General features: G+C 45.8%; 21 protein-coding genes and 1 tRNA gene. 16 read left to right on the top strand and 6 right to left on the bottom strand.

Features of this window, described 5'->3' with window-relative positions:
- Window positions 1-171 precede the first annotated feature (171 nt).
- A complete protein-coding gene (locus AC1XTG_RS09765; RefSeq protein ID WP_229238744.1) occupies window positions 172-552 on the top strand; it encodes a YciI family protein in 381 nt (126 codons plus the stop codon).
- Window positions 542-1762 carry an RNA polymerase sigma factor gene (locus AC1XTG_RS09770; protein ID WP_484841827.1) on the top strand — a complete coding sequence of 407 codons (1221 nt, stop codon included), beginning with the start codon at window positions 542-544 and terminating at the stop codon, window positions 1760-1762. The genes AC1XTG_RS09765 and AC1XTG_RS09770 overlap by 11 nt, the downstream gene beginning before the upstream one ends.
- 44 nt (window positions 1763-1806) lie before the next feature.
- Here the strand turns inward: AC1XTG_RS09770 and AC1XTG_RS09775 are convergent, their stop codons facing one another.
- Complete coding sequence (locus tag AC1XTG_RS09775; protein WP_484841828.1) at window positions 1807-3147, bottom strand: WG repeat-containing protein; 1341 nt, start codon at window positions 3145-3147, stop codon at window positions 1807-1809.
- Window positions 3148-3591: 444 nt separating this feature from the next.
- Here AC1XTG_RS09775 and AC1XTG_RS09780 point away from each other — a divergent pair.
- Both AC1XTG_RS09780 and AC1XTG_RS09785 read left to right on the top strand, forming a co-directional pair.
- A tRNA-Lys gene (locus tag AC1XTG_RS09780) sits at window positions 3592-3664 on the top strand.
- Window positions 3665-3918: 254 nt separating this feature from the next.
- On the top strand, window positions 3919-4599 hold the full coding sequence (locus tag AC1XTG_RS09785; protein ID WP_484841829.1) for a site-specific integrase: 681 nt from the start codon (window positions 3919-3921) through the stop codon (window positions 4597-4599).
- Window positions 4600-4665: 66 nt separating this feature from the next.
- On the opposite strand, the gene AC1XTG_RS09790 is transcribed toward AC1XTG_RS09785, so the two are convergent.
- Entirely contained in the window at window positions 4666-5400 is a 735-nt protein-coding gene (locus AC1XTG_RS09790; protein WP_484841830.1) for a hypothetical protein, read from the bottom strand.
- Window positions 5401-5995: 595 nt separating this feature from the next.
- Here AC1XTG_RS09790 and AC1XTG_RS09795 point away from each other — a divergent pair.
- The 3 genes from AC1XTG_RS09795 (at window position 5996) to AC1XTG_RS09805 (ending at window position 8607) form a co-directional block, all read left to right on the top strand.
- The gene (locus tag AC1XTG_RS09795; RefSeq protein WP_484841831.1) at window positions 5996-6886 is read left to right on the top strand and encodes an RDD family protein; all 891 of its coding nucleotides are present in this window, start codon (window positions 5996-5998) and stop codon (window positions 6884-6886) included.
- Window positions 6887-7253: 367 nt separating this feature from the next.
- Window positions 7254-7844, top strand: coding sequence for a hypothetical protein (locus AC1XTG_RS09800; RefSeq protein WP_484841832.1), 591 nt, complete (start codon window positions 7254-7256; stop codon window positions 7842-7844).
- A 163-nt stretch (window positions 7845-8007) separates the two neighbouring features.
- The gene (locus tag AC1XTG_RS09805) at window positions 8008-8607 is read left to right on the top strand and encodes a Crp/Fnr family transcriptional regulator (protein WP_484841833.1); all 600 of its coding nucleotides are present in this window, start codon (window positions 8008-8010) and stop codon (window positions 8605-8607) included.
- A gap of 9 nt (window positions 8608-8616) precedes the next feature.
- Here AC1XTG_RS09805 and AC1XTG_RS09810 read toward each other — a convergent pair whose 3' ends face one another.
- From AC1XTG_RS09810 to AC1XTG_RS09820, 3 genes are all read right to left on the bottom strand, one after another.
- On the bottom strand, window positions 8617-9294 hold the full coding sequence (locus AC1XTG_RS09810) for a CPBP family glutamic-type intramembrane protease (protein ID WP_484841834.1): 678 nt from the start codon (window positions 9292-9294) through the stop codon (window positions 8617-8619).
- 270 nt (window positions 9295-9564) lie between these two features.
- On the bottom strand, window positions 9565-10005 hold the full coding sequence (locus tag AC1XTG_RS09815; RefSeq protein ID WP_484841835.1) for an OsmC family protein: 441 nt from the start codon (window positions 10003-10005) through the stop codon (window positions 9565-9567).
- A 133-nt stretch (window positions 10006-10138) separates the two neighbouring features.
- The gene (locus AC1XTG_RS09820) at window positions 10139-12511 is read right to left on the bottom strand and encodes a TonB-dependent receptor (RefSeq protein ID WP_484841836.1); all 2373 of its coding nucleotides are present in this window, start codon (window positions 12509-12511) and stop codon (window positions 10139-10141) included.
- Window positions 12512-12620: 109 nt separating this feature from the next.
- Here AC1XTG_RS09820 and AC1XTG_RS09825 point away from each other — a divergent pair, with 109 nt between their 5' ends.
- From AC1XTG_RS09825 to AC1XTG_RS09865, 9 genes are all read left to right on the top strand, one after another.
- On the top strand, window positions 12621-14084 hold the full coding sequence (locus AC1XTG_RS09825) for a sensor histidine kinase (RefSeq protein ID WP_484841837.1): 1464 nt from the start codon (window positions 12621-12623) through the stop codon (window positions 14082-14084).
- Window positions 14074-14763, top strand: coding sequence for a response regulator transcription factor (locus AC1XTG_RS09830; RefSeq protein WP_484841838.1), 690 nt, complete (start codon window positions 14074-14076; stop codon window positions 14761-14763). The genes AC1XTG_RS09825 and AC1XTG_RS09830 overlap by 11 nt, the downstream gene beginning before the upstream one ends.
- A gap of 205 nt (window positions 14764-14968) precedes the next feature.
- The gene (locus AC1XTG_RS09835; RefSeq protein ID WP_056289032.1) at window positions 14969-15727 is read left to right on the top strand and encodes an alpha/beta fold hydrolase; all 759 of its coding nucleotides are present in this window, start codon (window positions 14969-14971) and stop codon (window positions 15725-15727) included.
- Between the two features lie 149 nt (window positions 15728-15876).
- Window positions 15877-16557 (top strand): response regulator transcription factor, encoded by a 681-nt coding sequence (locus AC1XTG_RS09840; protein ID WP_484841839.1) that lies wholly within the window; start codon window positions 15877-15879, stop codon window positions 16555-16557.
- Window positions 16554-17906: a sensor histidine kinase gene (locus AC1XTG_RS09845; protein ID WP_484841840.1), complete on the top strand. Its 1353-nt coding sequence runs from the start codon at window positions 16554-16556 to the stop codon at window positions 17904-17906. The genes AC1XTG_RS09840 and AC1XTG_RS09845 overlap by 4 nt, the downstream gene beginning before the upstream one ends.
- A 109-nt stretch (window positions 17907-18015) precedes the next feature.
- Window positions 18016-19311, top strand: a complete 1296-nt coding sequence (locus AC1XTG_RS09850) for a TolC family protein (protein ID WP_484841841.1) — start codon at window positions 18016-18018, stop codon at window positions 19309-19311.
- Between the two features lie 21 nt (window positions 19312-19332).
- Window positions 19333-20430 carry an efflux RND transporter periplasmic adaptor subunit gene (locus AC1XTG_RS09855; protein WP_056289013.1) on the top strand — a complete coding sequence of 366 codons (1098 nt, stop codon included), beginning with the start codon at window positions 19333-19335 and terminating at the stop codon, window positions 20428-20430.
- Window positions 20431-20439: 9 nt separating this feature from the next.
- Window positions 20440-23538 carry an efflux RND transporter permease subunit gene (locus tag AC1XTG_RS09860; protein WP_484841842.1) on the top strand — a complete coding sequence of 1033 codons (3099 nt, stop codon included), beginning with the start codon at window positions 20440-20442 and terminating at the stop codon, window positions 23536-23538.
- A gap of 312 nt (window positions 23539-23850) precedes the next feature.
- Entirely contained in the window at window positions 23851-24189 is a 339-nt protein-coding gene (locus AC1XTG_RS09865; protein ID WP_484841843.1) for a hypothetical protein, read from the top strand.
- A 125-nt stretch (window positions 24190-24314) separates the two neighbouring features.
- Here AC1XTG_RS09865 and AC1XTG_RS09870 read toward each other — a convergent pair whose 3' ends face one another.
- Entirely contained in the window at window positions 24315-24860 is a 546-nt protein-coding gene (locus AC1XTG_RS09870; protein ID WP_484841844.1) for a hypothetical protein, read from the bottom strand.
- Window positions 24861-24928 lie beyond the last annotated feature (68 nt).

Raw genomic sequence — 24928 nt, forward strand, 5'->3', positions numbered from 1 at the left:
TGCGCAATTTACTTCAATCGTCTCTTTTTGTGGTCAATTATTTTAAACCGAACTGCAGAAGGAGCGGGGAAATGCGGGCTTTTTGAGATTTTATCCGGATCAATGTCCTGTTTTTCAGATCTCATTTGTAATGATGTAAAACCAGTATTTAACTTCAAAAAATTGATTTTTATGGAAACTCAAAATGATCGCCGCGAAATGGACGAGTACCTGATTCTGATGCGCCTTGACCTGCTTACCAAAGAAGCGCAACCCTCACCGGAACAAATGCAGGGGTTTATGGAAATGTATAATAATTGGGTAGGGGACATTGCAGCACGTAACAGGTTTGTCGGTGGAAAAGGCTTGTCTACCGAAGGAAAAGTATTGAAGCCGGGCGGCATAGTCACTGACGGACCTTTTGTTGAGATAAAAGAGTCACTTGCCGGGTTCATCATGGTGAAGGCCGAGAGCCTGGAAGATGCAACGGCCATGGCGGCTGCCTGTCCCATTTTGTATGGCGAGGGGAATAGCGTCGAAGTAAGAATGATTTCTTCAGTGCATGAAAAATGACAACCTCATTCCGCATCTTTTCAGGACGGAGTACCGCAAGATTGTGTCTGTACTGTGCCGCAAATTCGGTTTGGAACAGTTTGAGGTAGCCGAGGACATTGCCAGCGAAACTTTCCTGGTGGCAATGCATTCCTGGGGGATCGAGGGGGTACCGCCTAATCCGGCCGGCTGGCTTTACGAAGTTGCAAAGAACAAGGCGAAAAATCACCTTCACCGAAATGCGATCTTCAACGAGAAAGTGGCTCCGGTACTTGCGGATAACACAGCTGAATATGATAGCGAAATTGATTTGTCACCCGGGCATATCGCTGATAGTCAGCTGCGGATGATGTTTGCGATCTGTGATCCTGCGATAGCCGCAGAGTCGCAGATCGCATTGTCACTGCGCATTCTCTGCGGGTTCGGGATAGGGGAGATCGCCGATGCTTTTGGTACAACAAAAGAGGTTATTAACAAGCGCCTGACACGGGCGAAGGAGAAGTTGAGATCGCAAAAACTCAGCTTTGAAATGCCGGACAGCGTAATTCTTTCCGAGCGGCTCGATCCCGTACTCCTGACTATTTATCTGCTTTTCAATGAGGGATACTACTCTCAGAGTCAGCACAAAACGCTCCGCCGCGATATGTGTTTTGACGCGATGCGCCTTTGCCTGATGCTCATTGAAAATACACTGACCAATCAGCCGAAAGTAAATGCGCTGCTTGCATTAATGTGTTTTCACGCGTCCCGCTTTGATGCAAGACTGTCGGGTTCCGGCGAGTTGGTACTCTATGAAGAGCAGGATACGAGCAGCTGGAACGGTGACCTGATCAGCAAGGGAATGCACTTTTTAAATCAGGCCAAAAGCGGCAATCAGCTAAGCAGGTACCACCTCGAAGCTGGCATTGCATTCTGGCATACGCAGCGCGAGGGAACGCCGGCGAAGTGGGAGCAGATCCTGCATTTGTACAACCATTTACTTCAAATCAACTACTCGCCCGTTGCGGCACTCAACAGAACTTACGCGTTGTATAAAGCCAAAGGCGCGCAAAAAGCGATAGCAGAAGCTGAAAAGCTCGACATTGAACCCGACTATTTTTATTTTCTATTGCTGGGAGAATTGTATAGCACGATAGACGCAGCTAAATCAGCCCATTATCTTCAGGAAGCCTTCAAACTTACGCGCACCGATGCTGAGAAGCTGGCCGTGAAAAAGAAGTTGGTTGTATAAGCCGGTTTTGTGCTGTTCCGGGAGCAAGGTAACTGCCCGCTAAGTCAGGCTTTACTCCGCTTGAACCACTTTTTGCCTTGATATTTCTTGAACAAATAACTATTGATCCGCACGAACAGGAGCAGGGCCAGGAGGATGAAAACCGCATTCAGCTTGTACGAAAATCCTACAAAAGTCTCTTTACCGTCCAGAGACAACTCATATCTCAGCCAAGAGCGCTCGGCAGTCGTTGTCAATTTATCGAATGGAAGCGCCTCATCGTAGATTATCTCAGTGATGTACTTGCCGGTGGTGTCGATGTAGCCATATTTATCGTCGAGCCTGACCATCGACAAACCGTGGTTGTAATAAGAGGCAAAATCGTATTTGAGTGGCGTGCGGATTCTGCCTTTCTTGTCAATATGCCCGAATTTCCCATTGATAGCGACTGCGGAGCGATCTTCTGACGTAAAGCCGGTAGCTTCGTCATACAGGAAATTGATCCTCACTTTTCCTGTTTTGTCAATGCAGCCCCATTTGTTGTTCTTTTTCACCCAAAACAGCCCGGCAGTTGGCTTGCGCGTATCGGTGTATTCAAAGGGTACGATGAGGTCGCCGGTGAAAGGACTAATGTACCCGAACTTATCGCCGTACTGAACACGCTCCATTCCCTGTCCCGAGAATTTGTAGGTTGGGTCAATATCGTCGAGCGCCACGGGTACTTTGAGCATCATGTTTTTGTCAATGATCCCGTACTTGCCCCTAAAATTGAAGTGATAGATGTGCTTTGAGCGCTTAATTTCCTGCTCATTGAATTTGCTGAAATTCCAGTTGAGGATAAACATATCGCCCTTTCTCCACCAGATAATATCCTCTTTGGTGTCGTGGTTGCAAACGTGCTCCTGCTCCGCCTGCGCAATCAGGAAATCATTTTTATAGTGCTCTATCGGGATTTTGTAGAGGGTATTTCCTTGTTTGTCAATGTAAGAGAGCCCAAACTGTTTGCCTACCGGATAAATCACCCAACTTTTCCCATTCATAAAACGGTCGGTACCGGCGTAAATGGCTGGTACTATGATCTTACCGGAGCGGTCTATGAACCCGTGCAGTCCCTTACCATCGGGACCAAGTTCCATTGGCACAAACTCGGCCCGATCCTCGGAGAAATCGCCGATGTCCCGGAATGCGGGTGTCAGTTTTTTGCCGTTTTTATCAACCAGGAAAGTCTCGTAGGAAGTACAGGGAACAGCTACTTTCTTGACCACGTACACGTCGCCGTAAGCCTTGTGCTCTTTATATTCATCCAGCCAGGCTTTGTTTTGAGCTGCCAGATGCACGGGCAAGCCGATGCAGAAAGCAAGAAGAGAAAGAAAGATTGCCAAATATCTGGCAGCTACAGCAAACATTCTGAAAGGTTTTTTTTTGATCAGGGTAGAATAATTCTATGCCAGCTAATATAGGCAAGGCGCATTGTTTAGACCAATTTTACTGCAAGTGTTTTCCGGGAAGTCCAATTGTTTGCCAGATTTCAAATAGATGCATTTGCTGCATGGCTGTTGGTTGAAAAAAAATCTGAAAAAATATACATGATCCAAATACCTGAATGCGAGACGTATATCCTTTGTCAGAAAAAAAAGTCAAAAAAACAGGTCTATGAAATTTGTTTCGTACAATTTCCCGCATACTTTTGCACCACAATTAGCGAAAAGGCTTGGCATTGTACAAGAATTTTGAGGGTTGTAAATCGAGTAAAATTGATTCCGTAGCTCAGCTGGTAGAGCAATACACCGCGCGGCGACCGCTTTTAATGTATAGGTCCTGGGTTCGCAAGGTAATAGCAGCAAAAATAAGATTCCGTAGCTCAGCTGGTAGAGCAATACACTTTTAATGTATGGGTCCTGGGTTCGAATCCCAGCGGGATCACTTGAAGAAGTAATAAAAAACATTAAAAGCCTGCAAATCAACAGATTAGCAGGCTTTTTCTTTTCTGGATTATCCCAAAAGATTCAATTTTCTACAAATTTTTGGTGAGTAATTCGGTGAGTTCGAGAATCTGCAAATTTTACTCACCAGAATCGCTACAACTCATTGTATAACAAGATGTTTACGACGTAAACATCTTGTGCTGATCAGGCTTGCAAGACTACATTTGTTCAACTTTTAACCTGATGAGGGGTATGAAAACAAAACTGAGTCTGCTTTTCTGTTTGAAGAAGCCGAAGAATTATCAAAAAGGACCGGTGTCGATTTACCTGCGTATTACGGTTGAAAGTAAAAGAGCAGAATTCACGACTGGGCGAGAATGTGAGCCCAGTCGGCGGAATGCGGTGGCTGGAAGGGTTACTGGCATGACGGAAGCTGTGAAGTCGATAAATTCATATCTCGGCAACCTTGAACAGCAAGAGTTCGCCAGCAACCGGCTTACTCAAGTGCGAGATACTTTTCTTTTTTGTTGTTTCACTGGCCTGGCTTATTCCGATTTCCAGAAGCTCGAAAAGGGCCAGATAGCGCGGGGAATCGACGGCGAGCAATGGATTTTCAGTCAGCGGACAAAAACGAATGTCAAATCGCATATTCCGCTGCTGCCAGAAGGCCTTCAAATTATCGAAAGATACAAAGAACATCCACTTTGCGAGGCGCTTGGATTCGTATTTCCTGTGCCTAGTAATCAGAAGATGAATGATTATCTGAAAGAAATTGCCGTAATCTGCGGGATTAATAAAGTTCTCACTTCACACGCAGCCAGATACACATTCGCGACAACAATTACCTTGCAAAATGGTGTTACGATTGAGAGTGTTTCCAAAATGCTTGGGCATACGAACATTAGCGCTGAAAAGAACGTTTTTGCATCATAGTTCCATACCGCCCCGCCAGGAAATATCAGATTTAATCATTAGAGAGCACTAATTCAACTATCCTTCTTAGGCCTCGCCATTCACTAACAAACTATGATATTTATGCTTGTCTAAATTTACTTTGACACGAAAATAACAATCTCCTCCGTCATCCACGTCTACCAATCTGTATTTATAGCTATCTGTGTCATACTTCCCCCTGCACTCGCAATTGACCCAAACTTCTCTTTCTTTTTGCTGATTTATTACTGCTACATACTGCCTATCGTAAGATTCTAATTGCATCGAAAGCACCGCCTTGTTTTCAAAAATACATTGCCTTAGGAGGCTGTCAATTTCCCTATGCTCCTCATCATTTAAATCATATTGGACTGCATTGGGAAATATTGTCTCGTAGAATTTCGGCATATAAGTAAAAATCGAAACATTCCTTATATTTAAAGAATCGCCTTTTGTTCTGTCAACGATATTCTGTTTTAGTATTTGAAGCTTAAATGGCTCTGTCGAATCAAGAAATTCCAGAAATCCATTTTTTATTATTGCTGTACTTCCTGAAAATGGATAGAATGGTCGTGGAAATACCAAAGTGTCATTTTGCAGAAGAAAAGTTCCAGTGTAAGGTGTAATGCTGTCCTTTTTGAAAGCTTGGCTCATTGAAAAGTGAAAGACAGAATCCGAATACATTTTCAATTCATAAGTTACTCCAAAATTATATTGATTTTTTGCGTGCAGGATTTCTCGCTTTTTGCCACATTGACAATAAAGAAATACAAGTAGAATAATAAGGATATTTTTTGTCATAATTTCCAATTATTACCTTGATTGATGAAACACTTTTCAAGCAAACTTCTGATCAAAAAGTGCGTGCAGTGTTGTAGGTTATAACCAAATTTCTTCCAACTAGCTCTCAGCCTTTATCTATGTGCAGTGACAATTAACTGAAACTGTTTTTTGAACTTAGAGTTCGCCAAAATCCAGAAGAATCACAAGCATAACAAAAATGTATGACTTTTCCCCAGTTCCTTCACAGCCAGCAGTGGTATCTCCTCGACAGTGATTGCCTCTTAACCGCAATCGGCCAGATGTCAGTTTGTGTTACAAACTAATCTGGCCCGCCCAAATGCTCCGGAGTCGCTGGCGGGAGAGTTTTATAAATATTCCCAGTTGCTCTGGCAATGAGGTTTATTCTAAACCCTGAGGCAAAAAGCCTATTAACCATCGAAACGAGCTACATAGACGTGATGCCACTGCGCTCCCTCGATCGCTCAAACTAGTGGGAGAGCAATGTCGATGAACCTAGAACTCCCGTCAGTGAAAATCTCGATTCCTCTCATTTTCACCGATAGTTTACTACTATATTTGTCACGATCCCTTATCAGTTAAAATAATGACCAATATGTCCAAACAAATTTCCGTAGGCACTAGACTGGGGTCGATGTTACTAGATCATTTCTTTATGACTATGATCGCCATGGTGTTTTACCTACCAGGAATGATTTTCACCTTCGCACGAGCATTTGAAGTAACACACGAACAACAAAATATTGACTTTTTGGGCGGAACATTCCTATACGTCAATCTAATAGGCTTTGCGTTATATTTTTGTAAAGACTGTATTAATGGTCAGAGCATTGCAAAGCGAATTTTGAAGCTGCAAGTCGTTGATAATGAAACAGGGTTGGTCGCAAGCCCAATGAAATGTTTCATACGCAATTTGTCAATTGTTTTATGGCCTGTTGAAGTATTAGTAGCATTGACAAATTCCAATAGACGCCTTGGCGACAGAATTGCGGGAACCAAGTTAGTCGTATTTGACGGAGCAATTGAACAACCAAAGGTTGAAATTGGGCAGGCACTGATCCCAGTTGTGATAGCATACGGAATTATGCTGTTGTTAATACTACCCTTTAAAGCTCTTATGCCGCCGATTGAACAAAAGAAGATAGACTTTGTTGAGTCCTCGTATGACGACCAATCAAGCAAAGAGGCGGAAAAGCTTTTTGCAGACAGCCTCGGTCAGTATTTGACAGCGAACATTAGAGTTTATGACCAAATTGAAAACAGTCCATCAAAATATATTTCTGTGATTATTAAGCTTAATGAAAATTATCTTGAAAGCGACCAGGACTTTGAAAGGATAGAATCTCTTACCAAGCCTGTGCTATTTTCAAAGTTCCCTGAAAAAACTTTCGTTGGTCAAATTAAATACGTTTTTAAAACAAGCAGTAGCATGCAGACAAGGATTGTTCCGATATCCTGGACACCTGAGAATCAAGAATCAATTTAACAGGCTCATTAAAATCAGATTGTTCACGATGTCTCTGGCAGAACAATCTCTGGATTTATTATATTTGACCCAATTGCAAGCCACTTACGACAATTTGGTGAGCGCCCAGGTGAGCACAAGATTTGACAGGACACAACTTTTTGATAGTCAATTTATTACTTCAGAAATTATAATCCCAGCGGGATCAAAAAGCGCCTCCAAAGGGCGCTTTTTTCTTTGTCGCAGATGCATAATCGGTTTCCCAAGACCGTCAGCTAAATAAATGAATGACGAATCTTTAAGTATTTCTTCATGATTTTAACTTAGGTGAAAAACAGGCAGGTAATTAGCACTGACCTTTGACGTAACAAAAACAAAACATTACGTCATGAAATCACCGGACACATTCAGCACTGCCTTCTCCAATGAGACTGCTCAAACCGCCAAATCGCTGCGGACACTTTATTTCACACGCGCCGCATTTTCCATTGTGTGGATATTGTTGGTAACAACCTTAGCCAATACAAATGCTTCTATCGCAATGGTCCTGTTCATTATCTATCCGGTATGGGACGTGATCGCAACGTTTTTTGATATCAGGTCGAACCCACCTTCTGCCAACAAAACACCGCAATATGTAAACGTTGTCATTGGCATCATCACAACGGTTGCAGTATCCGTGGCCCTACAAAAGGGTATTGCCGAGGCATTAATCGTTTTTAGCGCATGGGCAATCCTGACTGGTTTGATACAACTGATCTTAGGCTTGCACAGACGTAAACAAATGGACGGTCAATGGCCAATGATTATTAGTGGGGGTCAGTCTATGCTGGCCGGTGTGTCAATATTTCTAAAAGCACATACGCCCGGAACCGTGGTGAATACCCTGGCTGGTTACGCCGCTTTTGGCGCGTTTTACTTCTTGCTGGCGGCCTTCCGTCTAAGCAAAACAATTAAAAATACGCCTGTCCATGGCTGAGTTTTTTATTAGGCTTTTTCATGCGCCGGTCTGATCTGACCGGCGCACTATTTCTGATGCACATAAGCTGGAAACCACGGCTCATTTGTAAATTTGCTTTGCCGTAAAATGATCCTTTTTGCTTTTCAGCTATCGCAGTTTTTGTATCAATAAATGATGTATTATGAGTGACAAGAATGAAATTATCGCCCGGCACTTGCGGGATTTTGCTTCTTTAACAGATAAGGACATTGAACAGGGGAAATCCTTCTGGAAGCCGCGGACGATTAAAAAAGGGGATTTTTTTAATATGCAAAGCATGGTCTGCAATGACTTGGGATTAGTCGTAAAAGGAATCTTTCGCATTTACTATCATGATCCGAAAACAGATACAGACAAAAACCTGTTTTTCTTTTCAGAGAATCAGTTTGTCGTTTCGTTCAGGAGCTTTATTTCTCAAAAAGCCTGCTGGTATTTCATAGAAGCGATGGAAGATTCTGAAATCGTTTTTATTTCCTACAAGGACCTTAATAGTTTATATGAAACGAATGCCAACTGGGCGAAATTCGGAAGGCTGTTGGCAGAACTTTTCTTCTCTTACGCCCAGACGCGCACAGAAGAATTTGTCTTCTTTTCGCATGAAGAGCGATATCTGCGGCTGCTGGAAGAACACCCCAATATCATAGAGCGTATTCCAGCCTATCACATTTCCTCTTTTTTAGGTATAACAAATCCATCCCTGAGCAGGATAAGGAAGCGGATAAAAAACAATGACACTGCTTAACAAGCACATTTATAGCACTTCTTTCCTGTGGGTCCAGAAGTAAATCGCTGCAAGGAGGGTTACGCCTGCAAGCGCAGCGCCAAATTCGTCTATGAAATAATGGGTCCGGCTGCTGGAAACAATGGTTATAGGTGTAAAAAAAGTCTGGATGAATAAGTTATGGCTTGCATGCAGCATTACACCTGTCCACAGGCTCGCTGATTTCAGCCTGAACCAGGTATAGATAAAGCTTGCGCTAACCACTGCTAATGTAAAACAGCTCAGCCCGTACCAGATTGGGGTGCCACCGTTATAATGTCCCCAAATAATAAGAGGGTAATGCCAAATGGCCCAGATCATACCACTAATCAATGAGGTATAGGTGTAACCGGTAATATTATGAAGATGGGGTACCAGAAATCCGCGCCAGCCGATCTCTTCACCTAATGCTGTACTCATGCTCCCGAAAAGGCCAATAACCCCATTAATCACAAAAAATAAAGGGATGAACACGCCGGGAGATAAACCAGCCCAGCCCATGGATTTTGCTGCTTCCGTAACAAACTCTTTATTGTAAAATCCTCCCAAGCCTGTTAGCCATATAAGCAGGTAAGCGATCAGAGAGTAAGCAAGAGGAGTGAGATACGCCCATACTTGGTATTTTGGCTTGCCCCATCGCCAGGCAAGATCGCTTATTTGGTAATTCATGATTCTGCACGTCAGCCAGTTGCCAGCGCCGGGCACCACATAATGCCATAGCCAAATATTCTGCCACTGATCCGGCCTTCGCCTGAGCGAATCGTTAATACCCAGACAACAACGCTAAAAGCAAAAGTCAAAAGCAAAAATATGGCTATGGCTTTTTTACTCTGTGATCTGGATCCTTCATTTTTGCTATGTTCATTTCCTATTGACATGATGTACACAATTAAAAAAACAGAGCCCGGCACATTGCCGGACTCTGTTTTTAGAGTTTAATTAAATAGCTGGTTGTAACTCGCCGTAAGTAACTTTCAAACTGATCGATACACCACTTAACGCCTTTGAGATAGGGCAGTTTAGCTTAGCATCATTTGCGATTTCCAGGAATGAATCGGCCGGTACGCCTTCGATTGCTGCGGCATTAAGCGTAAGTTCTATGCCGGTAATTCCACCTTTGGCCAGGTCGACACTTACAGATGCTTTGGTTTCCAGCTCATTTGCAGGCGTTCCTTTTTGTGACAATGCATAGGCTAATGCCATGGTAAAACAGCCTGCATGTGCTGCTGCCAACAACTCCTCGGGGTTTGTGCCGATGCCATCTTGAAAACGAGTGTTAAATGAATATTGTGTTTTATCCAGGACATTACTGTCTGTTGATAACTGGCCATGACCGGTACTTAAATCGCCGCTCCAATGTGCTTTTGCTGATCTTTTCATTTTGTTATTGTTTTTTAAGTTTTGTTGATCCAAAGTTCTCCTGAAAAGATCGCCTGTTTTTTCACCTAAGTTAAATCCGGCCGTTTCTAGCGTTTTTAAATCAAAAATTTATTAACCAGGTGAAAGAGATGCGTCACTGTGCACGTTTTCGCTCCTCTTCGCTGGCTGTACTTCGGCTTCGGGAAGCAGTTACATTATTTCCGATACGATATGAAAAGCTCAGAGACAGGTTACGGCTTTCGGCGTGGTGCAGGAAATTGCTTTTCTGGTCGAGATATTTGATCCGGATTTTATTATTGAAAGTGTTGAAAATGTCATTAACAGCCAGCCGCAATGTGCCTGCGCCGCGAAGGACGTTTGTTTTTACACCTGCGCCCACTTGCGAATTGTGCCCTGCCCAGTAAATCCCCTGAATGCCGGGCCCATTGTAAGTCGCGCTGATCTCCGCCTTTATTGCTGCCTTGCTATGGATGGTGAAGGACTGCATCAGGGTCGCATCATAAGAAAACAGGTGATAGTCGAATGCGCTGGACAGATAGGCTGATTTTTCCCGCAGTCTGTAAGCCCCACCCGTTACATTGATATCCCACCAGCTGCCCGGCTGAAATGCTGCTGATAAACGGACACCTGCATTCGCGCTCAAACCCAGGTTCGCCTGTGTTCCATAATAAAGCTTGGTCTGATTGTCCTGCACATTGATGTTGGTGAAAACATCCTGTGTTGTGGTGTAGTAAGCTGTAATGCTATATCCCTGCTTGTAAGTATAGGTTAGCTCGGCGTTGTGTACAAATGCAGGCTGCAGGGAGGGATTACCAACATAGAAATTAAATGGTGAAGCATACCGTTTGGCAGGGTTCAACCGGTTGTATTCGGGACGCTCAATCCGGTATGCATAATTGAACTGTAACTGGTGATCTTCACTGGCTTTATATTGGACAAATACAGTGGGGAATATTTTGAAATAGCTGCGCTCATTCAATGAATCCAATGTTATGGAGTAACCTTTTACCCGGGTAAGCTCAGCCCGTAATCCGCCTTGCAGCGTCCATTGCCCAAAGGTTCCCGACAGTGAAGTGTAGGCGGCAGCGGTCTTTTCGCGGTATATGAAATAGTTGAAGTTCGCCGGAATGGCCGTTAGTGTTGTTTCGCTCCGATTATAATAATCAAAATCATTACGGCTCTTTGTACTGCTATACTTTACGCCTGAGGCTGCTTCCCAATGGCCAAACAACTGGTAAGTATAGTCTGCCTTGCCGGAGTAAATATCAATGTGCTGGGCGCTGGGCGTAAATATATGGAACTGGCTCGCGGTTTGCTGGCCGTTGGGCAAAAATGAGATATTGTCGGCAAACGAATTCGTCCTGCTTTGGTAAGGTGAGTAATCGACATCGATATTCAGGCTCTGCTTGCCGGAATCCAGCTTCATGTTATAATTAAGGTTATAAGCATATTGATTACCCCTGGTAGTCGCAATGTTGTCCGTTTTTAATGTCGAATCCAGTGCCATTGGACTGCTGGTAATACGGGTTTTCGTATGTCCTTCAGAAGAGCCGGTGCGGTTACTTCCGGTCACCAGGAAGCCTATCACTTGGTTGGGGGTCAGTTGATAATCTGCTCCCAAACGATAGTTATGGTTGTCCGACTTGTAAATACTACGGTTCGGGCTACTCCAGAAAGAAGTGCCGTAGTCGATAGCCACATTATGATCCTGGAAATTATGCCTGTGCGCAAAACCGTAACTTCCATAGAGATTAAGCTTATTGTTCCTGTAATTAAAAGTAGCGCTGTTGTTATGTCCCAGGTAGATTCCCTGGGTTGCAGCTGCATTGGGGGTTACATTGAGTCCCTGCTGTCCGCCTTTTTTAGTGATCACATTGATAACGGATGCCCCTGCCGCATCGAATTGCGCCGGAGGGTTTGAGTAAACCTCTATCTGGGCAATGAGCTGAGACGGGATGCCTTTCAGGTAAGCAGAAAGGTCGTCACCGGAAAGGTTCAGCGGCTTTCCATCCATGTATATACGTACATTTTTACGGTTAGCAGTTATTGCCTCGCTACTATTAACCTGAACACCGGGCGCTTTCCCGAGTGATTCCCAGGCGCTGCTCCCCGAAGCCAGAATGCTGTTCTCAACATTAAATGTTACCCGGTCAACTTTGCGCTCGACCAGTGGCTTGCGGAAGAGAACGGTGACTTCATTGAGCTGCTTGTTGTCCTGCTGCATGATGAGAACAAGACTGTCTTTTGGAAGCTCCACCAGCATCTGGACCTGTTGGTAGCCAACAAGGCTTGCAGCAATACTGTATGTGCCGCCTGCCGGGAAGGTCAAGTTGAAGTTTCCTGCATCAGCAAACGCCAGCGCAATCTGTTTTTCACCTTGCATCAGTATAACGGTTGCTGCATCGAGCGGCTTGCCTGCCTGATCCACTACTTGGCCTCGCAGCTGCAGTTGTCCGTGGGCCAGGCAGGGCAGGATCATCATTAAAAATGTTGCTAATTTTTTCATGCTGCAAACCTACCTTTGGCCTGCCTAATGGCGGGTTAAGCAATGTTAAACATGGTTAAATCGTAGCCCTGCGTTGTCATGAATGCAGCAATATGCTGAACTTAGTGGCATGAAATGGCTTTCCAACCGATATGCGTATCCACTTGTTGCATTAGTGATGCTGGCCAGTGTCGGCCTGCAGGTTATTTGGCTTGACCAGCTGTTTCGCGCACAACAGGTGCAGGTAAAACGTGACCTTGACCAGGCCGTGGCGAACGCGGCAAGTCAAAGCGATTACCTGAGCGTTGCCGGAGGGCACGAGAACAGTGAAAACTTCAAGAATTTTTTTCTTTCCCCAGACTGGCTACAAATCAAACAGGCCTTTACACGACTGCGAGACCGTCAATTTGGCGGTAGTTTCAGCTCGCAGATCAGGCCTGATAGCACCATTGTCACCATTGGAATTCATATTGCCAATGATAAACCCAGAGCAAGCCACCGAAAAATAATTCGTATTTACGACGAAGGCGAGACTTTGCAAACGATAACGGCCGCTGATAAACGCGACCTGGCCCGAATGGACAGCCTTGTCAAGGTCGAATGCCTGCGGGCGGAACTTGATTTGGATACTTATCATGTAATATATGATTATGACAGCGGTAAGCCCGAGTCTCCTGCTGTCTGGAAAAAGGCGCAGCAAGCGGCCTATCGGAGCCAGCAATTTGGCTATAACCTGAATTTCTTTCTGCACACCTATCAACTGGCGGTTCAATCCATCAATGGCGTTGTGCTTTACCGGATGCGCTATTATCTCGGCTCATCGCTGCTCATGCTTATATTAACCGGCGCCGCCTTTTTCTTTCTGTTTAAAATAATGCACAGTCAGCGGCTTTATACCCAAGCGCAGCTGGCATTTACCAGCAATATGACCCATGAATTAAAAACGCCTGTTTCGGTCATTGAGGCTGCTCTTGATGCCATTACCCGCTACGATCTCGTCCAGGAACCGGTCAAATTGAACAATTATATTCAGATCAGCCAGTCGGAGTTACAGCGCCTGAACCTGATGATCGACAAAGTACTCAACCTTGATCAGCTCGACAACGGGCAGGTTTCACTGCGCCGTGAATTGTATGATGTACAGGAAGGATTAGCCAGTGTGGTCTCTTCGATGCAGCTGCGACAGGAGCAGACAGGTGCTGTTATCACTTACCACCCGGCCAGCGAACCCTGCTTTACCGATGGCGATCCGGTGCATTTAATCAATGTTTTTTACAATCTCATTGACAATGCATTGAAGTATGGCGGCAAAAATGTAAGGATCAACATCTCATGCAAATGCGGCTTAGAAGATATCCATGTCAGCTTTCAGGATAATGGTCCGGGAATTCCGGGATTATACCAGGAACAGATCTTCGAAAGGTTTTTCCGGGTGCCTGAAAACGCGGACATACATACGGTCAGGGGCTCGGGACTGGGCCTGCACTACGTGAAGCAAATCGTTGAGAAGCACCGCGGCTCGGTAAAGCTTCAAAGCGAGCCGGGAAAAGGCAGCACCTTTGATATTATTCTCCCATCTTACCATGAAGTATAAAATTCTCTATGCCGAAGACGAGCCTACCTTGGCACAAATTATCGGCGATGGTCTAAAAAATGGTGGTTACGATGTCGATACGGCCCTTGATGGACAGCAGGCATTACAGCTTTTCGAGTCGGGCCAGCCGGACATTTGCGTACTCGATATCATGATGCCCCTAAAAGACGGATATACACTTGCCGAAGATATCAGAAAGCAGAATAGCAATGTTCCTATCATCTTTCTAAGTGCCAGATCATTGACCGAAGATGTAATCAAGGGTTTCAAGAGCGGCGGAAACGATTATCTCAGAAAACCTTTTAGCATAGGAGAGCTGCTCGTTCGGATAGAGTCATTGCTGCATCGCTTCGGCAGCTCGGACCAGATAACAGAAAGCCTGTCTACCCGCATGCGTTTTGGCAGATGCGAGTTTGATACGCTCACGCAGCAGTTAATAACACCACTTGGAACGTATGCGCTGTCTTACAAGGAAACTGCGCTCTTGGAACTGTTGCTACAAAACAAAAACACCCTGATGCCCAGGCAAGTGCCGCTCCTCAAAATCTGGGGGGATGATAGTTTTTATAATGCGCGCAGCATGGACGTTTTTATGTCCCATTTACGTAAGATGTTGAAGGATGATGAAACCGTGCAGCTCATGAGCATTCGTGGTGCAGGTTATAAGCTTATATTCTAGTTTACTTGGTCTCAAAGCATTTTTACCTCCATGGCATCCCGCGCAGCCTTAAGCTCGTACTGGCAAACCGGTTCTGTACTTTTCATAGAGATTTCGAAAAGGCTACTTACCTGGCGGTAACTACTTACCCACAGGTAACAACTATCTTTTGGTAAGTGAATGTAGGTAGTTTTGTTGCATTGATCACCATCATTGAAGCAAAATCATGAAATACCTCATTCTTATTCTCGCATTCACTGTCAGCACCGCCGCATTGGCACAAGAGCACAAGCCTCGTACATTCCTGCTCGTGCACGGTGCCTGGTCGGGCGGTTGGGATTATGCCAAAGTCGATTCAATTTTTAAAACAAAGGGAGACATTGTGTACCGGCCTACGCTCACCGGCCTGGGTGAGCGGGTGCACCTGGCCAGCGCAGATGTCAACCTGAGCACTTACATCGCCGACATCGTCAATGTGATTCGGTACGAAAACCTTCACGATGTCATCCTGGTGGGTCACAGTTTCGGCGGACTGGTCATTTCCGGGGTTGCCGAGCAGGTCCCCGACCGCATCAGCCAGCTCATTTACCTGGACGCCATGGTCCCCGACAACGGCCAGAGCGCCCGGGACGTCTGTGGCCCGCTCTGGGAACAGGTGATGGTTCCCTTCATCAAAGATGGTTTCATGCAGTATCCATTTGGCAAAGCCAGCGGCCAGATCCCGGGAGATGTTCCGCAGCCGATCAAAACTTTCACCGAATCTTTAGAAATCACCAACCCGCAGGCCAAAAGGATTCCCTCCGCATTCATTGTCATGACAAAAAACGGCCAATCCAATCCGCTCAATGACCAAATGGGCCTAAACAAAGCGCGTGCGCGCGGCTGGAAAATATTCGCAATGGAAGGTGGGCATTATGCCATGCGCGAGCAGCCGGATGCGTTGGTTAGGAAGTTAGATAAGATTGCTGGACACAGTCAACAGTGATAGTCTGCATCGTCACCAGAAATCACGTAACAATATTCGGACGCCTCAGATTTATGCAAAGATTTTGGATGAAGGAACATTCCGGGTCTTCGCGTATCCTTCACGGTTGATAACTTGCTAAGTTTGCAAAGTAGCACGGATGCCATTTTATGAAAATACTGATAGTTGAAGACGATCGCCGGATCAGCGAATTTTTGCAGAAGGGTTTGCAGGAAGCTGGTCATTTTGTGCAGCCAGCGCATGATGGCGTGGAAGCCCGAAACTTTATACAAAACGATTCCTGGGACGTTTTTATCCTGGATATTATGGTGCCCGGCATCGACGGTATTCAGCTGGCCGAGCTGATCCGTTTTCGCAAAATTGACACGCCTGTGTTGATGCTCAGCGCATTAGGCGAGGCCGAGGACAAAATCAAGGCGCTGGATATCGGTGCCGACGATTACCTTGTGAAGCCCGTCCATTTTCCCGAACTGCTTTCCCGCATTAATGCGCTCCGGCGGCGATACGAGCTGCATTATTCGAATGAACATATTCTGGTTTGCGGCGATTTGCGGGTGGATATTGACAGCAATGTGGTGGAGCGCGCAGGAAAAGACATTGTATTGTCTGCCAAAGAGTTCAAGTTCCTTGTTTATTTGCTTGAAAATCAGGGTAAAATTGTTACCCGCACGCAGATTTTGCAGGTGGTGTGGGGCGCGGATACAGACACCTACACCAACGTAGTGGACGTTTACATTTCCTATCTCCGCAACAAAATCGACCATGATTTTGATGAAAAACTGATTCGCACCGTGAAGGGCAGGGGATATATGATCGCGGCGCAAAAATGAAGATCAGGAATAAATTAACACTGGCTTCTTCCCTCGTTTTCGGACTGGTGCTCACCGTTTCGTCGGGGTTGATTTATCTGAATTTTATCAAATCCGCAGAGAATATTTTCTTTGAAGAACTGGCGCGGAAGGCAGCATTGACTGCCATTTTCTATTTGGAAGAAGACGAAATGAGCTCGAAGGAATACAGCCGGATCGAGCAGAAATTCCTGACCGCCACCGCCGACCAGGAAATCAGGTTGTACGACCGCTCAGGCAACATTCATTTTGGCGAAGCCGACCCGGACACCAATATTACCGCCAACATTCTCAAAACCATCCGCGACCGCGACCATTACAGTTTTAAGGTCGACAACCTGTATTACTACGCCATTTATTATCGTGATAATCAGGGTTCATTCAGTGTGATTATCAAAGCCAATAACCCGACTTTGAATGCGCAGGAAAGTGAATTTATGAAAATCCTGCTGACTGCATTGCTGATCGGGATTGTGGTGATTGTTGTGCTGAGCTATACTTTATCGAAGGTGGCTTACCGACCGGTCCGCGACATTATCCGGCAGGTGCAGTCGCTGGATATGACTGGGAAAAAGCAGATGCTGACTTACCCGCAAACCAAAGATGAGCTTGAAGATCTTTTTAAAGAATTCAATGGTATGCTCGATAAGTCTTACCAAAGCATTCAGATCCAGAAAAATTTCATTAGCCATGCATCCCACGAACTGAAAAGTCCGCTCGCTTCCATTGTAGGGAATCTGGAAGTTTTGCTGAGTAAGGAAAGGTCTGTGCAGGAATATCAATCCGTGAGCGGTCAGGTATTGACCGATGCAGACCGTCTTGAAAAAATCTTAAAAAACCTGCTTACATTGGCCGGTTTGGAACAGCAGACTATCGAACCCAATGCACCCGAACGCATCGACGAAATTCTCTGGGAAGCGCTCGATCAGCTTAAAACCGAATACCCGGAAACCAAAGTCAATGTACTCTGGCAACTCCCGGAAGACCAGCCGGATTTACTCACTTTCACCTGCAACCGCACGCAGCTTTATATTGCATTGTATAATCTGATCGAAAATGCAGCCAAGTTTTCGGATTCAAAACCGGTTGATATTGAGCTGTTTGAAATAAATAAAAGCCTTGGAATCAAAATCCGGGACCGCGGCATAGGGATCAGCAGCGAAGACCTTTCACACATTTCAGAGCCATTTTACAGGGGCAGCAATACGGCGCGGCAAAAGGGAAACGGCCTGGGTATGGCGATCGTCACGCGGATTTTTGACAAATATAAAATTCAGCTCAAAATTGACTCTGCGCCGGGAGCAGGAACCGAAATACAGATCCGGTTTTAATCTAGTTTCTCATTTACTTTTAATGTAGCTCTCACACAGATATAATGTAGGGCAAAGAATGCTCTAATGTTGCCGCGATAGTTTTGTGCCTTAACATCAAGGCATCTCTGTGAAGGTATATATTATCGCATTTCTCGCACTCGCCTCCTCTTTTTTTGGGTCATCAAAACTTTTTGCCCAGGATACATTAAGGATCAATCAGAAGGAAGCAGAGGTATTATTTCTAAACAATAACCTCGATCTGATCGCGCAAAAGCTGAGCATTCAGCTGGCGGAGGCGGCTATTATCCAGGCTAAACTCTGGCCGAATCCAGAATTCAGTCTGGATGAAGTAAACCTCTGGGCAACGCGGAATCAATTATCCTCCGGTGAAACCATTCCACCACTTTTCGGGAATTTTGTTAAAAACAGGGAGTTCACGGCGGAGCTTTCGCAGCTGATCGAAACCGGCGGAAAGCGCCGGAAACGCATTGCGCTGGAATCCGTGTCGCGGGATATGGCGGCGGAATACTTCGGTGAGCTGATCCGCGAGCTGAAAATGCAGCTGCGGTCTGCATTGCATGAGCTGGCATTTCAGCAATCCTATCTGAATGTGCTGGACACGCAAAGTGAGGCGGTCGGGAAGCTGGTAGCTTCTTATGAACACCAGTTCAAGCAGGGAAATGTAAACAAACCCGAGCTGTTCCGCCTGCGTGCCTTGAAGCTGGAACTCGGTCAGCAGATGGTGGAAACGCAGAAGGAAATCAATGGTTTACAAAAAGACCTGACCATTCTGCTGCATACGCCAGCCAATGGTTACCTGCTGATCGAAACGCCTGAGACGGTCAATACCAATGCATTAGCCAGCCTGTCGCTCGGTGAGCTGACAGCCACCGCGGCGGCCAATAGGCCTGACGGGAAAATCAGCATTCTGCAGCAAACCTATTCCCAGAGAAAGTACGATTATGAATACGCCCGGCGCAAGCCCGATGTAAATGTGGGCATCAACTACGACCGCGGCGGTAACTTCCTGCTCAACTTTTTTGGGTTTGGGGTAAAGTTCGATGTGCCGGTTTTTAACCGTAATCAGGGCGCCATACTTGAAAGTAAAATAGGCATTGATCTCGCCAAAGTGCAGGCCGACCAAACTACCAAACGCATTGAAGCCGAAGTGGCGGTGGCATTTCGAAATCTGCAAAAAAGTCTGACTGCATACCAGAATCTCGATGCGGCTTACAGTGAAGAACTCGACAACGTACTTGCTGCTTACACGCGCTATTTTGTCCAGCGCAATGTCAACCTGGTCGAGTACCTAGACTTTTTCGACGCCTACATCGCCAATAAGAAAACGATTTTCACGACGATCAACCAGTTGCGGCAAAGCAGGGAAGAGTTGATCTATGCAACCGGCGCGGAAATCCAGTAATCCATCCTTTTAACCTATACCATGTTAAAGTCAAATCGCACTTTCATCGCAATCGCAGCCGTTTCGCTCATGCTCACCGCATGTTACGAGCGAAAGGAGGAAGCAGAAAAAACAGCCAAACCGGCGGCTGCTTTCCTGCCTTCCAAAATCACGACTTATCCTGCCGTCATCGAGCCGATCACGGAATCCATCCGGCTTACGGGACAGATTGAATACAATCCCAATCAGGTAGTCCGCTATGCCAGTCTGGTCACCGGTGTGATCACTAAATCCTACATTTCATTGGGCGACCGCGTCAGGAAAGGACAGGTACTCGCCGAAATGCGCAGCGCAGAACTTTCTGAGTTGAATGCGCAAGGCCGCGTGCTGGAAACGCAGTTGAAGGTGGCGGAACGTAAACTGGCGTCGACCAAATCGATGTTTGAAGACCGCATTGCGTCGGAAAAAGACCTGGTAGAGGCCCAGAGCGAGACAGAGATTTTGAAGTCGGAAATCGAGAAAATTAAATCCAATCTCTCCCTCTATAATGCAAGTTCTGAAAAAGGTGTATTCCAGATCAAAGCGCCGGTGAGCGGGTATGTGGTGGAGAACAATATGTCCGGCGGAACGCAGATCAGCAATACAGAACCGAATCTGTTTACAATTTCAGACTTGTCGGAGGTTTGGGTGACGACAAATGTATACGCAGTTGATCTTCCTTTTGTACAAACCGGTATGAAGGCTGTGATCAAGTCCAAAGCTTATCCCGAAGATTTTTTCGAAGGCACGATCTCCGACATTTCCCAGGTTTTCGACCCGCAGGAGCGTGTGCTCAAAGCAAGGATCAGAATGCAGAATAAAAGCCTGAAACTGAAACCAGGACTAATGATTGAAGCCGTAGTGAAGAAAAATTCAGGAGAAGTAGCAGTGGGCGTACCCGCCGTTGCGATGATTTTTTACAACAACGAAAACTACCTGCTCATTCAGAAACCTGACAATACGCTGGAACCGCGAAAAGTAACGGTCGACGTAAAAGATAATGACCGTCTCTTTTTTAAGAGTGGCATCGCAGCGGGTGAAAAGGTGGTGATCAACAACCAGTTGCTCCTTTTTTCGGAAGTCCTCAGTCAGGAAAACTAACAGATATTTATGCAGAAATTAACGCAAGGCATCGTATCCTTTTCGCTAAGGAATACGACGATTATATTTTTTATGACGGCCCTGCTGGCCGTAGTGGGCGTGGTAAGCTACCTCCACACGCCCATTGAAGCGTTCCCCGACGTAACCAATACCCGCGCGCGGATCATCACGCAGTGGCCCGGCCGTAGCGCCGAGGAGGTTGAAAAATTCATTACACTGCCGGTGATGAAAGAAATGAACACGATCCCGAAAAAATCGCAGGTCAGGTCCATTTCCTTGTTTGGTTTGTCGGTGGTGACGGTTTTGTTCGAGGACAATGTGGAAGATTTTTACGCGCAGCAATATGCGTCCACGCGCCTTCGCAACATTGAAATGCCCGCCGGTGCCGATGCTGAAATCGAGCCGCCTTATGGGGCTACCGGGGAGATTTTTAGGTACGTGATCAAAAGCGAGCGGCCGATCAAGGAGCTCACTGCCTTGCAGGAGTGGGTGATCGAGCGGGAGCTGGTGGGCGTACCGGGCGTCGCGACAGTGGCGAGTTTTGGAGGCGAGGAAAAAATCTATGAAATCCGCGTAAACCCTGCTTTGCTTGCCCAATACAACCTCACGCCGCTCGATGTGTACGATGCGGTTAGAAAAAGCAATATCAGTGTCGGCGGCGATGTGATCCAGAAAGGCGATCAGGCTTATGTGGTGCGCGGAATGGGTTTGCTGGAAAGTGTGAAGGACATTGAGAATATTCTGATCAACGTAAAAGGCAATACGCCGGTGCTCGTGAAACAGGTGGCCGATGTGGAAATCACTGCAAAACCGCGTTTGGGGCAAGTCGGGCTGGGAGAGGAGAAGGATCTTGTAGAAGGAATCGTCGTGATGCTGCGCGGTGAAAACCCGAGCGAAGTCATTGAAAAACTGGAAAATACGATCGTCGACCTGAACAACCGAATTTTGCCAGCGGACGTGAAAATCGTCCCGGTGATTGACAGGACCGAGCTGGTGGATGCGACGGTAAATACGGTGACGCACAATCTGGCGGAAGGTATCGTGCTCGTTTCGGTGATTGTTTTTGTGTTTTTGTTCAACTGGCGTACAACCCTCACCGTGGCGCTCGTGATCCCGCTTTCGTTTTTATTTGCAATCACCATGCTGCGCATTCAGGGACTGCCTGCCAACTTAATCTCGTTGGGGGCAATTGACTTCGGGTTATTGCTGGAAGGAACGATGGTGATCGTGGAGAAAATTTATGTGGACTTGGAACGAAGTTCGCTCAAAATGGGTGTCGCGCGGTTCAATAAAATGTCAAAACTTGGCTTGATCAAATGCAGTGTAAGACACGTGGCGCCGCATATTTTCTTCGCGCAAATTATATTGATCGTCGCATTGCTGCCCATTTTTTCTTTTCAAAAAGTAGAGGGAAAAATGTTCTCGCCGCTGGCATTTACATTGGGTTATGCATTAATCGGTTCGCTCATTCTCAGTCTCACATTTGTACCGGCGATGTGTAAGGTGTTGCTGCAAAAAAATGTGCGGGAAATCGATAATCCGGTGGTCAATTTTTTCCGGAACAATATCTTCAGACTTTATCAATGGAGCGACCGGAATAAAAAGCTGGTGATGGTTTCGTTCGTGGTTTTGTTTGCGGTTTGTGTGGGTAAGTTTCTGACCTACGGGACGGAATTTATTCCTAAACTCAATGAAGGCGCTATTTATGTCAGAGCGACTTTGCCGAATAGTATTAACCTGGAACAATCCGTCAAAACCAGTAATACCCTGCGCGATACTTTGCGCTCATTTAAAGAAGTATCTTTCGTAATGAGCCAGACCGGCCGCCCGAATGACGGTACTGATCCGACCGGTTTTTTTAACAATGAATTTCACATTCAATTAAAACCTGAAAGTGAATGGACGCGCAAGATTACCAAGGAAGAATTGCTGCGCGAAATGAAGGAAGTACTCGGTGCATTTCCGGGAATCACATTCGGATTCAGTCAGCCGATCCAGGATAATGTGGAGGAATATGTGGCCGGTGTAAAAAGCTCGCTCGTGGTGAAAGTGTTTGGCGAAGATTTGCAGGATATGGAGCGCCAGGCCGACGAAGTAGCCGCACATCTCAAAGGTGTTGAAGGAGTTGCGGATATTCTGGTGTACCGAAACATCGGTCTGCCCGAACTGAACATCAAGCTCGACGAAGGACGCATGGCGCGTCACGGCGTATCCATGGCTGATGCCCAGGCGGTCATTGAAATGACGATCGGCGGAAAGGCGGCTTCCATTTTTTACGAAAATGATCGCCTCTTCGACATTACTGTTCGTTACCAGGAAAAGTACCGGAATACGGAAGAAGAAATCGGAAATATCCTGATCCCGTCGCTCGACGATCATCAGGTACCGTTAAAAGAGATCGCGAGCATTAGCACCAAAACCGGCCCCGCATTTATTTACCGCGAAGGCAGCAGCCGCTACATCGGAATCGGGTTCAGTATCGACGGGCGGGATCTGGGAAGTACTATTGCCGAGGCGCAAAAAGTGGTGAAAGGCAATGTGAAATTTACCAAAAATGCGAAGGTAGAATGGGCGGGAGAATTTGAAAGTAAAGAACGCGCAACTGCCCAGCTGGCGGTAATCGTTCCGGCTGCATTGCTGCTGATTGTCTTCTTGTTATATATGAATTTCGGCAATGTAAAAGACACTGCTATTTCGCTGATCACCATTCCATTTGCATTCATCGGCGGCTTCCTTTCGCTCTGGGCGACGGGCACTATTTTCGGAATTTCAGCAGGAATTGGATTTATTATTCTGTTCGGAGTTTGTACGATTGACGGGATTATTTTAGTCCACGTGATGAAGGATAACCTGCTCAATAAAATGCCGCTCAAACAGGCGATTTCGGAAGGGATTTACGGAAGGATCCGGCCGGTAATCATGATTGCATTAATGGGCTCGCTCGGGCTTTTACCCGCCGCATTATCCAACGGAATGGGTTCCGAAATCCAGAAACCGCTGGCGATTATGATTGTTGGCGGGCTCTTGATCTGTATGTTATTGTCCTTCACCGTTTTGCCGCAGGTTTTTCACTGGGCTTACCGGAAAACAGACCAGCCAAACGCGTAGCCAAAGATCCGCGCACAGGCTTTACACTTCATTTATGAGAATACAACGCACCTTTTTCCGGAATATCTGTATGTGCCTGATGCTAGACCGCAGGTAGTCTATGCACAAAGCGAACCGGGAACAACGACTTACAAGGATTCGACCAGCAGCTAATTCACACTTTCTGCCATCGGAAGTACTGCTGGCCGGACTCCTTTCTGGATGCAGGCCGATGCCGATGATAACCTGCCCAAATGGAAGCGTGGGAAAGACGATTATTTGAACAACGGACAGGTGGGTGACGGCTGGTCGTACTTCGACTGAACGATCGGCATGCCATTCATTACACCCACTTCCTACACCAACTGGAACTGGCCGAATTATGCCAATTTTTTCACGAGCAATAATCGTGTTTCGGTCATGCACCTGGGCCTGGAAGGAACATTCGCGCGAAATATTACCAGGTTGGGCAAGTTTTCCTATTCCAGCAATGCAGGCGTTTACGGTTCCCCCTTCGAAGGAAATCCCCGTCAGTTTTCCGGATTGATCAGTGTGGCAAACGAATCGCGGCTATTAAGCGGATTCCAGGTCAAACTGTCACTAGCCTCCGACGTTGGCCGCTTGTACCCGGAGAATTATGGTGCAGCTGTGCAGATTGTCTGGTTTTTCTAGGGTGTGAAGCCCATTTGCAGATACTTACGGGCCGACTTTGTCCAGGATGATGGCGATGAGGGCTTTTAGTTTGTCTTGTTTGGTTTGGTGAGGGTTGTTTTCATTCGTGTGTGGGTTTGCAGACATTAGTCATTCCCCAGTAGCGCTTGTATGATTTGTTTTTCTTTTTTTCTATCCACTTTTCTCTTGTCGGATTTTTCTTTTCCAGCATATTGATTTTTGTCAGAATCGAAATGCATATAACGTTCGGAGATTATGGAGCCTTGTCTAATCATAAGACCGTTTAGAGGACAAAAATCCCAGCCGCAATTATGCTTTGAATATTCTCCAAAATTCCTATGCTTAATTCTTTTTGTTGAAAGTATCTTTTGCTGATTTGAAATGATTTCTTGCCAGACCTTATGCTCATCTGCTTTTGTTAGTTCCATGCCGATCATTACAACTTCAAAATATGTTTGTGGATCTTTTAATTGTAAAAATTCAAACGACTTCCTAAACATTTTATGAGCATATTCTCTAACCTCAATTTTTTCAATAGAATCTAGTTTGTCATTTTCAATGATCGATCGATAGAGCCCTAACGTATTAAAATCCGTATATTTTTTGTAATTATCTATGTAGAAGATATATTCCTTTATTGAAAGCTTGTTAAACTGTTGTCCTATTTTCATTGCAAATTTGCTTTAATTCGACTTAGTTAAATTCCAAAACACCAATCAATTTTATTCCAATCCAAGGA

It is taken from the genome of Dyadobacter sp. HNCC25DJ183 (assembly GCF_056895175.1).

Excerpts from the sequence above, each read along its gene's own strand:
- AC1XTG_RS09765 (WP_229238744.1), top strand. The coding sequence starts at position 172 with ATGGAAACTCAAAATGATCGCCGCGAAATGGACGAGTACCTGATTCTG.
- AC1XTG_RS09770 (WP_484841827.1), top strand. The coding sequence starts at position 542 with ATGAAAAATGACAACCTCATTCCGCATCTTTTCAGGACGGAGTACCGC.
- AC1XTG_RS09775 (WP_484841828.1), bottom strand. The coding sequence starts at position 3,147 with ATGTTTGCTGTAGCTGCCAGATATTTGGCAATCTTTCTTTCTCTTCTT.
- AC1XTG_RS09785 (WP_484841829.1), top strand. The coding sequence starts at position 3,919 with ATGAAAACAAAACTGAGTCTGCTTTTCTGTTTGAAGAAGCCGAAGAAT.
- AC1XTG_RS09790 (WP_484841830.1), bottom strand. The coding sequence starts at position 5,400 with ATGACAAAAAATATCCTTATTATTCTACTTGTATTTCTTTATTGTCAA.
- AC1XTG_RS09795 (WP_484841831.1), top strand. The coding sequence starts at position 5,996 with ATGTCCAAACAAATTTCCGTAGGCACTAGACTGGGGTCGATGTTACTA.
- AC1XTG_RS09800 (WP_484841832.1), top strand. The coding sequence starts at position 7,254 with ATGAAATCACCGGACACATTCAGCACTGCCTTCTCCAATGAGACTGCT.
- AC1XTG_RS09805 (WP_484841833.1), top strand. The coding sequence starts at position 8,008 with ATGAGTGACAAGAATGAAATTATCGCCCGGCACTTGCGGGATTTTGCT.
- AC1XTG_RS09810 (WP_484841834.1), bottom strand. The coding sequence starts at position 9,294 with ATGAATTACCAAATAAGCGATCTTGCCTGGCGATGGGGCAAGCCAAAA.
- AC1XTG_RS09815 (WP_484841835.1), bottom strand. The coding sequence starts at position 10,005 with ATGAAAAGATCAGCAAAAGCACATTGGAGCGGCGATTTAAGTACCGGT.
- AC1XTG_RS09820 (WP_484841836.1), bottom strand. The coding sequence starts at position 12,511 with ATGAAAAAATTAGCAACATTTTTAATGATGATCCTGCCCTGCCTGGCC.
- AC1XTG_RS09825 (WP_484841837.1), top strand. The coding sequence starts at position 12,621 with ATGAAATGGCTTTCCAACCGATATGCGTATCCACTTGTTGCATTAGTG.
- AC1XTG_RS09830 (WP_484841838.1), top strand. The coding sequence starts at position 14,074 with ATGAAGTATAAAATTCTCTATGCCGAAGACGAGCCTACCTTGGCACAA.
- AC1XTG_RS09835 (WP_056289032.1), top strand. The coding sequence starts at position 14,969 with ATGAAATACCTCATTCTTATTCTCGCATTCACTGTCAGCACCGCCGCA.
- AC1XTG_RS09840 (WP_484841839.1), top strand. The coding sequence starts at position 15,877 with ATGAAAATACTGATAGTTGAAGACGATCGCCGGATCAGCGAATTTTTG.
- AC1XTG_RS09845 (WP_484841840.1), top strand. The coding sequence starts at position 16,554 with ATGAAGATCAGGAATAAATTAACACTGGCTTCTTCCCTCGTTTTCGGA.
- AC1XTG_RS09855 (WP_056289013.1), top strand. The coding sequence starts at position 19,333 with ATGTTAAAGTCAAATCGCACTTTCATCGCAATCGCAGCCGTTTCGCTC.
- AC1XTG_RS09860 (WP_484841842.1), top strand. The coding sequence starts at position 20,440 with ATGCAGAAATTAACGCAAGGCATCGTATCCTTTTCGCTAAGGAATACG.
- AC1XTG_RS09865 (WP_484841843.1), top strand. The coding sequence starts at position 23,851 with ATGCCATTCATTACACCCACTTCCTACACCAACTGGAACTGGCCGAAT.
- AC1XTG_RS09870 (WP_484841844.1), bottom strand. The coding sequence starts at position 24,860 with ATGAAAATAGGACAACAGTTTAACAAGCTTTCAATAAAGGAATATATC.